The 11,976-nt window shown below is 66.8% G+C and carries 13 protein-coding genes; 4 read left to right on the forward strand and 9 right to left on the reverse strand.

Features of this window, described 5'->3' with window-relative positions:
• Positions 1-50: 50 nt before the first annotated feature.
• Together GFY24_RS06775 and GFY24_RS06780 are read right to left on the reverse strand one after the other, a co-directional pair.
• Positions 51-842, reverse strand: a complete 792-nt coding sequence (locus GFY24_RS06775) for a hypothetical protein (RefSeq protein ID WP_153804035.1) — start codon at positions 840-842, stop codon at positions 51-53.
• 113 nt (positions 843-955) lie between these two features.
• A complete protein-coding gene (locus tag GFY24_RS06780) occupies positions 956-1,558 on the reverse strand; it encodes a type IV toxin-antitoxin system AbiEi family antitoxin domain-containing protein (protein WP_153804036.1) in 603 nt (200 codons plus the stop codon).
• Positions 1,559-1,670: 112 nt separating this feature from the next.
• Here GFY24_RS06780 and GFY24_RS06785 point away from each other — a divergent pair, with 112 nt between their 5' ends.
• Positions 1,671-3,056, forward strand: coding sequence for a DUF2993 domain-containing protein (locus tag GFY24_RS06785; protein ID WP_153804037.1), 1,386 nt, complete (start codon positions 1,671-1,673; stop codon positions 3,054-3,056).
• A 66-nt stretch (positions 3,057-3,122) separates the two neighbouring features.
• Here GFY24_RS06785 and deoC read toward each other — a convergent pair whose 3' ends face one another.
• Positions 3,123-3,782, reverse strand: a complete 660-nt coding sequence (gene deoC / locus GFY24_RS06790) for a deoxyribose-phosphate aldolase (protein WP_153804038.1) — start codon at positions 3,780-3,782, stop codon at positions 3,123-3,125.
• Positions 3,783-3,852: 70 nt separating this feature from the next.
• On the opposite strand from deoC, the gene GFY24_RS06795 reads away from it, so the two are divergent.
• Complete coding sequence (locus tag GFY24_RS06795) at positions 3,853-4,416, forward strand: N-acetyltransferase (RefSeq protein WP_309230568.1); 564 nt, start codon at positions 3,853-3,855, stop codon at positions 4,414-4,416.
• A gap of 183 nt (positions 4,417-4,599) precedes the next feature.
• Complete coding sequence (purU, locus tag GFY24_RS06800; RefSeq protein ID WP_153804039.1) at positions 4,600-5,490, forward strand: formyltetrahydrofolate deformylase; 891 nt, start codon at positions 4,600-4,602, stop codon at positions 5,488-5,490.
• A 68-nt stretch (positions 5,491-5,558) separates the two neighbouring features.
• Here the strand turns inward: purU and GFY24_RS06805 are convergent, their stop codons facing one another.
• The 6 genes from GFY24_RS06805 to GFY24_RS06830 form a co-directional block, all read right to left on the reverse strand.
• Positions 5,559-6,557 carry an alpha/beta fold hydrolase gene (locus GFY24_RS06805; protein WP_153804040.1) on the reverse strand — a complete coding sequence of 333 codons (999 nt, stop codon included), beginning with the start codon at positions 6,555-6,557 and terminating at the stop codon, positions 5,559-5,561.
• Between the two features lie 236 nt (positions 6,558-6,793).
• The gene (locus tag GFY24_RS06810) at positions 6,794-7,774 is read right to left on the reverse strand and encodes an alpha/beta fold hydrolase (protein ID WP_153804041.1); all 981 of its coding nucleotides are present in this window, start codon (positions 7,772-7,774) and stop codon (positions 6,794-6,796) included.
• Positions 7,775-7,858: 84 nt separating this feature from the next.
• Entirely contained in the window at positions 7,859-8,155 is a 297-nt protein-coding gene (locus GFY24_RS06815) for a DUF2516 family protein (RefSeq protein ID WP_153804243.1), read from the reverse strand.
• A 123-nt stretch (positions 8,156-8,278) separates the two neighbouring features.
• A complete protein-coding gene (locus GFY24_RS06820) occupies positions 8,279-8,941 on the reverse strand; it encodes a heparin-binding hemagglutinin (protein ID WP_153804042.1) in 663 nt (220 codons plus the stop codon).
• Positions 8,938-9,492 carry a helix-turn-helix domain-containing protein gene (locus GFY24_RS06825; protein ID WP_153804043.1) on the reverse strand — a complete coding sequence of 185 codons (555 nt, stop codon included), beginning with the start codon at positions 9,490-9,492 and terminating at the stop codon, positions 8,938-8,940. Before GFY24_RS06825 ends, GFY24_RS06820 begins: the two co-directional genes overlap by 4 nt.
• A gap of 102 nt (positions 9,493-9,594) precedes the next feature.
• Entirely contained in the window at positions 9,595-10,941 is a 1,347-nt protein-coding gene (locus GFY24_RS06830; RefSeq protein ID WP_153804044.1) for a DUF445 family protein, read from the reverse strand.
• 127 nt (positions 10,942-11,068) lie between these two features.
• On the opposite strand from GFY24_RS06830, the gene GFY24_RS06835 reads away from it, so the two are divergent.
• Positions 11,069-11,800, forward strand: coding sequence for a TetR/AcrR family transcriptional regulator (locus GFY24_RS06835; RefSeq protein ID WP_153804045.1), 732 nt, complete (start codon positions 11,069-11,071; stop codon positions 11,798-11,800).
• The last annotated feature ends 176 nt before the right edge of the window (positions 11,801-11,976 follow it).

Raw genomic sequence — 11,976 nt, forward strand, 5'->3', positions numbered from 1 at the left:
GCCACCCCCGTCATCCTGGCATGCTTTTGGCCGGGATCCACACCCCAGCCTCATTCTCCCGAGCCGAAGCCCGATCTGGCGCGGTCGCGGAGCATCCGCATCGAACCCGAAAAGGCAGCGGGCGCAACGAGAGACCGCGGCGCGAATGGCTGCCGCCACAGTCCGCCGTGCGCCGCACCCGCACTGAACAGAGCTTCCGGGTTGTCCGGAGACTCGGCAGGCGACATCAAATCACGGACAAGCTTGGCGGCCAGCAGGATTCGGGCAGTAGCGGGGTCGAAGACCACCACGCCGAAATGAGCGAGCGCGCGGTAGGCGGCGGTGCGCCACGAACTTTCCCGCACCGAGCTCGTCCAGGCCGGGCCCGGTCCCGCATCTGCGATCGGAAACCGCATGACACCCGCACCCGAACCTGCCGTATCGCGCAGCCGATCCCAGCGCGCCCGGCCCGGCCGATCCACGGCGAGCACCTCCACACCCCAGGACAGCAGCGGCCGCAGTGGGCTCAACTCCGCCGCCGCACCCACCATGGAGAGCCGGAATCCGGGGAGCCGCAACCACTCCGGATTCTCGATCACCCGCCGCACGACCGCGACGAAACCGGGTTCGAAGATGCCGCGCCGCTCCCACACGCTCAACTGCGCCCGGAGTTCGTCCTCGAACAGCAGCCGACCCTTCCAGGGCACCTCGAGTCGCGATATCGGTGCCGCGGTCCCGCCGATCTCGCCGGTCTCCAGTTCGGTCCCCCGCGCCGCCGCCGTCACATCGACCGCATCGAGCGCGGCGACGGTGCGCCCGCTGGCGAACCGGTCCAGGCGGAAAAGCCAGATCCCACATGCCATCACGGACCGTCCCCATAAACCCTCACCCTGCCACGGATCGCACCACCGCAGAACTCGAAGCGAATACCGTCGACAAGCACCGTCTTTTGTTCTTGTTTGGTCGCTGTTCCCACTCACACGCGGATCAACGCGCGATGCAGTCGAGCGGCCGTGGCCGGTGGGAGAGTGTCACTGGCCGAACGGATTTCGGTGCGCGCACACCGGTGGATGGCCACGGCGTCGGCGACCACCTCATCGAGGGCGGCCTGGCCGATACTCGCTTCGGCGAGGTCCAGGACCGTACGCAGCGGAGTCGTGACCAGAAAAGTCCCCGCGGATTCCACATCCTTGCGGGCGAAGGTGCGGCGCAGCACGACCAGTCGCGGGGAGAGCGGGAAACGGCCGATGCGGGCCGACATGTGCACAAACCGAGGGCGCAGCCGACCCAAACCGTGCAGTTCCGCCGCGCTGTGATGGGAAACCGCGGCCGCGCCGTCGAACCACGCCGACCACATGGCGTACTCGTCCAGTGGCCCGTCCGGCCACCGACCCAAGCGCAGTAGGCCGACCCCGGCGCGAATGACCGCGCCATCGCGCAGGCCGTCGCGAATGCGTGCCTCGCAACCGGTTTGCAGCACCTGACGGGTGGTGAAGTATCCGGCGTGCCGCCCGGCCAGCTCTTGCAGCGCCTGCCAGCCGTCTTCGGGGTCCGGCTCCGCTGCGGGGTTCCCAGCCATGCACTCAGGCTACGCCGACCTCCTGTGTGTTACGTCACAATCCGCAGAGAGTCCACCGACACCTCATCGGAAGCACAGAGCTCACACAGAAACCTCGGGAAGAATCGCCCCCATGAGTTCGAACCCCACCTCGGACGACGCGAAGCGCCAGGCCTCCGACGCCGACGCTCCGCGCGCGAATGGCACCACACCCGATCACCCGGGCGCGGCGAACTACGAGATCCGCTCCGGCGCAGCCGAATCCGGCGATCAGCCGATCGGACTCGACAAGCCCGGCGGTGACGAATCGCAGACCCAGGTCCTAGGCGGCGCGCCCTATCCCGCCGGTGCGGGCGGCGCGAACGACGCCACCCAGGTGATCGGCGGGCAGGGCGGCACAGCCGATCCGGGCTCGGACGACACGACCAAGATCATCGGCGCGTCGCGGCAGGACCCGAATGCCGCGGCCCGAGGACCGGAAGGCGTGGACCCCCAGGCCGCCGAGTGGTGGCATGCGGGGCAGGCCACCGAGCCCGGCACCGAGATTATCGACCAGCGCACCCAGGTCATCGCGGGTCAAGGCGCGGCGCAGAGTGGCGGATTCCAGAGCGGCGGAGCACCTTCCGGTCCGCACCCGACCCAGGTACTCGGGTCGACCGGGACACACCGCACCGAAGCGCTCGATCCGAGCGAGGCGGCGGCCTATGCGGCCGGGGCGGCCTCGATACCGGGTGGCGCGCAGCAACCGCCGATCACGCCGCCGCCGACCGCGAATGCGGCTGGTGGGCAGGGTGGTTCTCCGCGCAAGGGGCGAAAGAAGCGGACGCTCTTGATCATCGGCCTGGTGGCGGCGCTGATTGTGGTCGGCGGCCTGGCCGGTGGCGAAGCCTATGCGCGGCACACGGTCGAGAAGTGCATCAGCTCGCAGTTCCAGGCGCAGATGGGCTCCAAGATCGATGTGTCGTTCGGCGCGAAACCCATGCTGCTCACCATGTTCGACAACAAGGTCGGCTCTGTGACAGTCGACAGTGACGACAGCAAGTTCGGCCCGGCGGTCGGCATGGTCGTACACGCCACCTTCCATGACATCGAGACGCAGGATCAGGGCCGCGCGGGCGGCACCATCGGCAGCTCCGAGGCCGAGGTCACCTGGAGCAATGACGGCATTGCGAAGACGCTGGGCGGCTTGGTCTCCGGAGCCACCTCAGATCCGAGCTCGGGCACGCTGAGCTTCACCGTGCTGGGCGGACTGGCCCAATTGCAGGTCAAGCCGAAGATCGCCGGCGACAAGGTGGAGGTGGACACCATGTCCGCCTCATTCCTGGGCATCGGCCTGCCCACCGACTTGGTCTCGGGCATCGTGGAACTCATGACCGAGAGCCTGCAGAGCTACCCGATGGGCCTGCAGCCGACGAAGGTCGAGGTCACCTCGGATGGTCTGCACGTCAGCCTGAAGGGCGGCAAAACCACCCTGGAGGCACCCGATTCCACCGGCAAGACCGCGAATCTCAACTGCTGACCTCGTCACCCGGCAGGGCTCGGACCGCGTCGACGGTCCGAGCTCGGGCCGAGATGGCGGGAGCGCTCAGGCCGGAAAGCCTTGCAGGACTTCGCGGGAGCGGGAGAGGCCGAGGCGAGTGGCTCCGGCCGCGATCATCTCGGCGGCGGCTTCGGAGGTCCGGATGCCGCCGCTGGCTTTGACGCCCAGGCGGTCGCCGACGGTTTCGGCCATGAGGCGAACCGCGTGGGCGCTCGCACCGCCGGCGGGGTGAAAACCGGTGGAGGTCTTCACGAAATCGGCTCCGGCCTGTTCGGCGGCCCGGCAGACTTCGACGATCTGCTCATCGGTGAGCGCCGCGGATTCGATGATCACCTTCAGTAATGCGCGGTCCCCCATGGCCTCTCGCACGGTGATGATGTCGCCGAGTACCGCGTTGTAGTCGCCCGCGCGGGCCGCACCCACATCGATGACCATATCCACTTCGTTCGCGCCCTGATCGACCGCGAGCCGCGCCTCCGCGCCCTTCACCAGCGAATGATGTTTGCCGGAGGGAAATCCCGCGACGGTCGCCACCACGAGGCCGGGCGCGCGCACCGGCAGCATGGCCGGCGAGACGCATATTGCCAACACGCCAAGTTCTCGTGCCTCATCGATCAGCACGTCGACGTCCTGGGCGGTCGCTTCGGGCGCGAGCAGGGTGTGGTCGATCATCGCGGCCACGTCTCGACGGGAAATCTCAGCCATGAGCAGTGAGTTTGCCATCAATGGCGAATTTCGTTGCGAGTCCCCGCTGCTGTCGCGCACACTCGTACTTGTGCTGATCCGTCGTGAACGACCCGGCGACGCCGCCGCGGTCGACGCGGTGCACCGCAGCGCCTTCGCACTCGAATTCGCGAACGCCAATGTCGACCGCCCACCGCACCCCACCGCTCCCGCCGCCGATCCGCCCGAGGTCGGGCTGGTCCGGCTGCTGCGCGACAACTCCGGCTGGATGCCGACCCTGTCGATGGTGGCCGAATCGCACGACGACATCGTCGGCCACGTCTGCCTCACCCGCGCCGGTATCGGACCGTTCCCGGTCCTGGCCCTCGGCCCGATCGGCGTCCGCACCGACGCACAGGCCGGCGGCGTCGGCTCGGCCCTCATGCACGCGGCCCTCGGCGCGGCGGATGCCCTCGACGAACCCCTGGTCGGCCTGCTCGGGCACCTCGACTACTACCCGCGTTTCGGTTTCGTCCCCGGCACCCGCCTCGGCATCGTGCCGAACCGGCCGGAGTGGACCTCACACTTCCAGGTGCGCCCGCTGGCCGCCTACGACCCCGAGATCAAGGGCGAATTCCGCTATGCGGATCCCTTTTACTGTCCCGCCTCCCCGTAACTTCAGCGCACGGCCGAGAGCCGTGGAACGTGGTGCACGCGTAGTACCAGTCAGCCGGGACACCGATTTTGGGCGTCCCCGAGGAGTTACCCCGACCGGCACGAAATCAGTCGCCGACCTTGGCTGACGAGCGCCTCCGAGCCGAGCGCTACCCGCCCGGGAGGCCGGAATAAGCTGCTCGGCATGAGTTCGAGCCCCGGCAACCTGGATGACCGTCGCTATGTGCTGACCCTGGGCTGCCCGGACCGCCCGGGCATCATTGCCCGCATCACCTCGTTCATCGCCGATTTCGGGGGGTCGATCGTGGAGGCCGGATACCACTCCGACCTGGATACCGGTTGGTTCTTCACCCGGCAGGCCATCAAGGCCGCCACCGTCCCGTTCGATCTGACCGAACTGCGCGACCGCTTCACCGCCATCGCCGGCGAACTCGGCCCCGAGACCGAATGGGATCTGCTCGATACCGGTGAGCGCCGCCGCGCGGTGCTGCTGGTCAGCAAGGACGGGCACTGCCTGCACGATCTGCTGGGCCGCGCCGCCAGTGGCGAACTGCCCGCCACCATCGAGGCCGTCATCGGTAATCATCCGGATCTCGCCGAGATGACCGAGGCGCACGGCATCACCTTCCACCACGTGCCCTTCCCGAAGGATCCCGCCGAGCGCGGCCCCGCCTTCGAGGAGGTCCGCAAACTGGTCGACGCGCACGACCCGCACGCCGTCGTACTGGCCCGCTTCATGCAGGTGCTGCCGCCGGAACTGTGCGAGCACTGGGCGGGCAAGGCGCTCAATATCCATCACAGCTTCCTGCCGTCGTTCGTCGGCGCGCGCCCGTATCACCAGGCATTCGCCCGGGGTGTGAAGCTGATCGGCGCGACCTGCCACTACGTCACCCCTGAATTGGACGCGGGCCCGATCCTGGAACAGGACGTCAGCCGTATCGATCACGCGGACACCGTGCACGACATGGTTCGTCAGGGCCGCGATATCGAACGCGTGGTGCTGGCCCGCGGCCTGCGCTGGCATCTGGAAGGCCGCGTCCTGGTACACGGTCGCCGCACTGTCGTCTTCTCCTGAACCTGAACGCCGTAGTGCCCCTCCCACACCATTGTGGAAGGGGCACTACGACTTTCGGAAGGTGAGTATCAGCCCGCGACGGCAATCAAGCCGCGGCGGCCCATACGAATCGCCCGATGCAGTTCGGCATTGAACGCTTGTGGCGCTTCGATATTCACCAGATGGCCGGTGGGGAGAATGACATAGCGGTCGAGATATCCCGCATCGGCGAGAGTGTCGGCGATTTCCCGGGAGTGGATCTCGGGCAGCAGCCGGTCGGCGGTCCCGGCGATCACGGTGGTCGGCACCGTGAGATTCGCTGCCGCACCGTGCAAGTCGAGGTGCAGCAGACCGCGCGCCACCGAGGCACGCACCGACGGACGGCAGGAGCGCACGATGGAGAGCCCGAAGTCGGCTTCATCGGCGGTGGCGGACGGAGTCATCAAGCGGTACTTGGCGATCAGGCCGACCGCGGAACCACCGGGCAGTGGCAGCGGGGTACCGAACAGCATCCTGGCCACCCAACTCGGGGCGGGCACCAGATCATTGAGGAACGGAATCACGGTGGCGCGGTTGGGAATCTGCCGCGCGGCGGTGGTGGCGAGCACGACAGCGGAGGCACGCTCGGCGACCTGCTCGGGGTAGTACCGCGCCCACGCCTGAATGGTCATTCCGCCCATGCTGTGACCGACCAGCACCGCGCGCTGCCCCGGGCGCAACACCGCGTCCAGTACTTGGGCGAAGTCGTCGGCGAGCTGTTCGGCGCCGAAAGGGCGCGTGCCGCTCTCACTCTCACCGTGACCGCGCTGATCGAAGGCGATCACCCGGTACTCCCCGGAGAAGACGTTGATCTGCGGATTCCAGTATTCGATGGCGCAGGACCAGCCGTGCGCGAACACGATGACCTCACCGTCGGCGGGGCCGTACGCGTGCACGCGCAGTTTCGCGCCATCGCGGGTGGTGACGGGGATGACCTGCGCGGGACGCGGGGTATTCAGCGTCTCGGTCGCGTAGGTGCGGGACCGCAGGGCGGCACGGTAGGGCGCGGTCAGCATGTCCGTACGCGCCTCAGGCAGCTTTTCCAGCATGAGCACTCCTTTGTGTTCCAGGGCACACTACCGCGCTAGCTATGGCGCTTGCTAGAGCAAGCGGCAGGTTTTTTCGATCCTGTCGCATCGCGGCCCCGCTTTCCCGGGGTACCCGTTCCGCCGCAACCACATTCGCCATTCGAGGCGGCGGATCGGAGTAATCCCTGTTACCTACAACACATCCTGGGCCGATTTTCTGCCCGATTCAATGAGCCCCAGGGGTGAGAAAACCTCACCTACGCGCTGACGACCGCCGCGGGAATTCCGAAGGCGGAGCGGGCAACCCGCGCCAGTTCGCCATTGAACGCCCGATACGCCTCGACATTCCCGAGGTGCCCGGTCGGCAGAGTAAGATAGCTGTCGAGACTGCCTGCCTCCCGCAGCATTTCGGCAATTCGATCGGCGTGCACGATCGGCGTCATATCGTCGGCCGAACCCGCGACGAGGGAGGTCGGCACGGTCAAATGCACCGCGCCTCGCCCGACGTCCAAATAAGACAGCAGTTTGCCGAAGCGTCCGCGCACCCGCGCCGGGCAGGACCGCACGATGTTCTGCCCGAAGGCCGCGATATCGCCGACCGATTCCAGGCTCATGATCTGCCGCCGGAACAGCCATCGCACGGGCGCGACCGGTGGGAACAGGATCGGCAGGCTCAGCCCGAGCAGACCGAGGAAGAACGGCAGTCGCAGCAGTCCGCGATTGAACAGCGGGACCACGGTGGTCTCGGCAATGAGTTGTCCCGCAGCGGTATTGGTGAGCAGCACCGCGGCCGCGCGCTTACGCACCTGCCCGGGGTGGCGTCCGGCCCACGCCTGCATGGTCATACCGCCGAGGCTGTGGCCGACGAGCACGGCGCGCTGACCGGGCTTCAAGGAGGCTTCCAGCACCGCTTGCAGATCGTCGGCGAGCAGGTCGGTGGTGAGGGGGGCGGTGCCCACTTCGCTCTCACCGTGCCCGCGCAGGTCGTAGGTGATGACGCGGTGGTCGTCCGCGAAGGCGTTGATCTGCGGATTCCAGTATTCGAGGCAGCAGGTCCAGCCGTGCACCAGCACCAGCGCATTGCCGTCGGCGGGCCCGTAGGCGTGCACTCGCAGGCGCGCACCGTCGGTGCCGGTGACCTCGATGGTCTCGTAGGGACCGGCCGGTGGATTCAGATCCGCGTTGGCATAGGTCCGGTTTCGCAGATTCGCCCGGTGCGCTCGCAGCATTGCTCGCATGGGTGACACACTCCTTTGTGTTACTGCTAGATACAGTAACTCCGCCGGAGCGTGCTAGCTAGTGCAAGCACCCAAATCGTGTCGCTACCAGCGCGGGCCGCGCTGCACCTCGTCCACCTTGGGCCGCACGTCCGCGAGGTACACGCCGGTGGCGATCACCGCGGCGAGGCATAGCGGATTGATCGGGTTCCGAATCAACACCAGCGCACCGAGCGAGGCCACCAGAATGGCCAGCCACACCGGCTTGGTCAGCTTGTCCACCGCCGGGAACGCGTCCGGGCGCTGCCGCACGGCATGAACGAGCGCGAACACCACCATGCCGAACTCGAGCAGCAATAACGCGGACAGAATTAATCCGGGAATTCCCATCACCCACCCCATCATACGAGGACAGCCGCGCCCATTCGTGCTACTAGCGGCGGACACCGACCCCCGCGCGCAGACGAACGCGGCCCCCGCACATCGAATGTGCGAGGGCCGCAGGTTGTTTCGCGTACCGCCGAATTACTTCTTGGCAGCGGGCGCGGCCTTCTTGGCCGGAGCCTTCTTCGCGGGGGCCTTCTTGGCCGGGGCCGGAGCCTCGGCGACCGGGGCGGGCTCGGACTCGGTGGTCACGGCGACGACCTCGGCCTCGACGGTGTCGGCGACCTCGGCGACCTCTTCCTTGGCGCCACCCAGCAGCGGGGCGACCTGATCGGAGACCTTGCCGATGACGTCCTGGGCCTGGCCGACCAGATCGGCGTAGAGGGTTTCGACCTGCTCGAAACGCTCCTCGAAGGCCGGGTTGGTCTTGAGCTTCTCGACGGTCTCCTCGCCGCGGGTGGCCAGGTCGGCGTACAGGTCGAGCAGCTGGTGGTAGTACTGGTCGACGAGCTTGCGCAGCTCCTCGGGGGTGGTCTTCTCACGCAGCCCGGCCAGGTCCTCAGGTAGCTCGGACGGCAGGGCGGCGATGCGCTGGCGCATCACGTCGGCCTGGCCCTTGGCGTCGGCGGGCAGGTTCGCGAAGCGCTCGCGAGCCACCTCGACACGACCGGTGACATCGGCGGCGGCGGCGCGGGTGCGGACCTTCTCGATGGTGTCGAGCACGGACGCGTAGATGGCGTCACCTGCGCCGACGGTGGCGTAGAGCGGCTTGGTCACGGTGGCGGTGCGAGTGGGTTCAGTCATGATGTCTCGTTCTCCTGGCGTGGCGGAACTTCGGCAGTAACATTCGGAACCTCGTTGTCCCTGAGGGCGATTGCACCCTCGATTCCCCCGGGAGCGCCCCCCATGTGGTTCGTCGCGTCCCCTCTGTCCTCGTTCGCCGCGTTTTCCCGGCGGAACGATTCATAGATCTCCAGCAGGACCTGCTTCTGCCGTTCGGAGATCTCCGTATCGGCGAGCAGGGCGTCCCGGACCGGACCGTGCGGCCTCTGTTCGAGGTACCCGGCCCGCATGTACAAGACCTCCGAGGAGACCCGCAGACCCTTCGCGATCTGCGCGAGTACCTCGGCGGACGGGTTACGCAGTCCGCGCTCGATCTGACTGAGATACGGATTGCTCACCCCCGCCAGTTGAGCCAGCTGACGCAGCGAGACCTGAGCGGCCTCGCGTTGCGCCCGGATGAAGCCCCCGATGTCGTGGGCCGCGTTGGCTACGCGGCCCGCTCGTTCGTCGGCGGCGGACGTCTCCGCCTGGGTGCCGTCGAGCGATTCGGGAACCTCGGGATCGTGTGTCATTGCTGACCTTCCGGCGGTTGTGCGATCAATTCTAAAGGGGGGTGCTAACTCTTGCAAGCGCTCTGCTAGCACCATTACGGCAAACGCCCGGCGGTGCCGGGATCAGCCCTGGAACAGCACATTTGAAATGGCGTAGATCGCCAGCCCGGCGAGCGAGCCGACCACCGTGCCATTGATTCGGATGAATTGCAGATCGCGACCCGCCGCCAATTCGATCTTGCGACTGGCCTCGTCGGCATCCCAGCGGGCAACGGTATCGCTGACCAGAGTGGCGACTTCGTCGCCGTAATTCAGGACCAGATAGCGCACGCCACGCTCCAGCCACCCGTCCACCTTGTCACGCATGCCCTCGTCCGCCGAGAGCCGCTCCCCCAGGTTCTGCACGTTCTCCGCCACCTTGCGGCGCAGCGTGGAGTTCGGATCCTCGGCGGACTCCAGGATCATCCGCTTGGCCGCGCGCCAGGTCGCGTGCGCCAGACCGGTGATCTCCTCGCGGCCCATGAGCTCGGATTTGACGCGCTCCGCCTTCTTGATCATGGCGTCGTCGAATTGCAGATCGTCCGCGAAATCCTCCAGGAAGCGATTCGCCGCCAGCCGCACCTCATGATCGGGCTGGGTGCGCACCTTCCAGGTGAACTCCACCAATTCGCGGTAAATACGCTCTGCGAGAAGCGAATTCACGAACTTGGGTGCCCAGGAGGGAGCATCGCGGTTCACGATGCGATCGATGGTCTCCTGCGAGTCCAGGGCCCACTGGTGCGCGCGCTCGGCCAGCAGATCCAGCAGCGGGGCCTGCCGGTTGTCGGCTATCAACTCCTTGAGGACCTTGCCCAGCGGTGGGCCCCACAGTGGTTCGGCCACCCGCTTCACGATCGTCTGATCGATGATCTGCTCGACATCCTCGTCGCGCAGCACGCCCATGACCGCGTTCAGAATGGTGGCGCTCTCCTCGGCCACGCGTTCGGCGTGCGCGGGATCGGCCATCCAGCGGCCGAGCCGGAACGAGATCTGCGCGGAATTCAATTTCGTCACCACCGCATCGGGTGAGAGGAAATTGGTGCGCACGAAATCGCCGAGACCCGCGCCGAGTTGGTCCTTCTTCTTGCGAATGATGGCGGTGTGCGGAATGGGCAGGCCGAGCGGATGCCGGAACAGCGCCGTCACCGCGAACCAGTCGGCGAGCGCGCCGACCATGCCCGCCTCGGACGCGGCCCGCACGTAACCCACCCAGTCACCGCCCGCACCACGCGATTCGGTCCAGCGGCAGAACAGGTAGATCACCGTCGCCGCCGCCAGGAACGCGGTGGCTATGGCCTTCATCCGCCAGAGGTCTTTGGCCTTGCCTTCATCGCCCAGCAGGTCGGCGAAGGCTCCACCCGGTGCGGGGGCGGGCTGCGACGCACGCCCGCTCGATTCGAGGACCCCGGCAGTGCCGGCTGGTTGCTCCATATGTTCCATTCTGCTGCTTCCCGGAAGTTACTCATTGCTACTGGGCCGGTCCCGAACGTCGGCGATCCGGCGCATGCGAGGCTTAAGCTGAATAGGCCCAGCACACAACACGAACCAGGGAGTCACGCTGTCCACCCAAAGAGCCGTCGACGCCGGAGCCCGAGCCGACGGCGCCACCCCTCGACCGGGTCGCGAGGACGGGCGTAAACGGCGCTGGCAGCAGCACAAGATCGACCGCCGGGAAGAGCTCGTCGACGGCACCCTCGCGGCCATTCGCGCGCGCGGCGGGGATGCCGGGATGGATGAGATCGCCGCCGAGATCGGTGTCTCCAAAACCGTTCTCTACCGGTACTTCTCGGATAAACAGGATCTGACCCGGGCCACCATGGAACGGTTCATCGAGACCACGCTCATGCCGCGCATCTACGAAGCCATCAGCGACGATCTCGACGAATACCAACTGGTGCGCAATACGCTCGCCGCGTACGTGCACACCGTCGACGCCGATACCGACGTCTACCGCTTCATCATGGGCAACGGCTCCTCCACCGATACCTCCACCCTCGCCGACTTCGAGAAACTCTTCGCGCAGGTGGTGTCGGCGGTCATCATCGACAAGGCCTTCGACCGCAAGGTGCAGACCGAGGGCGCCCTACTCTGGGCCTACGTCCTCGTCGGCGGCGTCCAACTGGCCACGGACTGGTGGATCACCAACCGCACCATGTCCAGCGACGAGATGCTCGACTACCTGACCATGATGGCGTGGAGCGCCATCGAGGGCATGGTGCGCGCGGGCGGCGACCGGAAGTACTTCAACTCCAAGCCGCATGTATTACCCGATGCCGAGAACAAAGCCTGACCCAACGCGCCGACTGGTCTCGTAAGGTCGGAGTAACTCCCGGGGTACGTCCAAAATAGGTTCGGCACCGGACCGCAGGCCGCCAAATCAGCCCTCGACGGCTCTCAGCCGCGCGTTAGAGTTTCGGGGAGGCGGGTTCGGTACCCGCCAGCGTCGGCGCCAATGGGGGTGTCGGT

The organism is Nocardia sp. SYP-A9097 (genome assembly GCF_009649815.1).
GTDB lineage: Bacteria > Actinomycetota > Actinomycetes > Mycobacteriales > Mycobacteriaceae > Nocardia.

Bases quoted from the DNA above. Each gene is read 5' to 3' on its own strand.
- GFY24_RS06805 (WP_153804040.1), bottom strand. From the start codon at position 6,557: ATGCTGGAAAAGCTGCCTGAGGCGCGTACGGACATGCTGACCGCGCCC.
- GFY24_RS06815 (WP_153804243.1), bottom strand. From the start codon at position 8,155: ATGGGGTGGGTGATGGGAATTCCCGGATTAATTCTGTCCGCGTTATTG.
- deoC (WP_153804038.1), bottom strand. From the start codon at position 3,782: ATGGCTGAGATTTCCCGTCGAGACGTGGCCGCGATGATCGACCACACC.
- GFY24_RS06775 (WP_153804035.1), bottom strand. From the start codon at position 842: ATGGCATGTGGGATCTGGCTTTTCCGCCTGGACCGGTTCGCCAGCGGG.
- GFY24_RS06820 (WP_153804042.1), bottom strand. From the start codon at position 8,941: ATGACTGAACCCACTCGCACCGCCACCGTGACCAAGCCGCTCTACGCC.
- GFY24_RS06780 (WP_153804036.1), bottom strand. From the start codon at position 1,558: ATGGCTGGGAACCCCGCAGCGGAGCCGGACCCCGAAGACGGCTGGCAG.
- GFY24_RS06830 (WP_153804044.1), bottom strand. From the start codon at position 10,941: ATGGAGCAACCAGCCGGCACTGCCGGGGTCCTCGAATCGAGCGGGCGT.
- GFY24_RS06785 (WP_153804037.1), top strand. From the start codon at position 1,671: ATGAGTTCGAACCCCACCTCGGACGACGCGAAGCGCCAGGCCTCCGAC.
- purU (WP_153804039.1), top strand. From the start codon at position 4,600: ATGAGTTCGAGCCCCGGCAACCTGGATGACCGTCGCTATGTGCTGACC.
- GFY24_RS06825 (WP_153804043.1), bottom strand. From the start codon at position 9,492: ATGACACACGATCCCGAGGTTCCCGAATCGCTCGACGGCACCCAGGCG.
- GFY24_RS06810 (WP_153804041.1), bottom strand. From the start codon at position 7,774: ATGCGAGCAATGCTGCGAGCGCACCGGGCGAATCTGCGAAACCGGACC.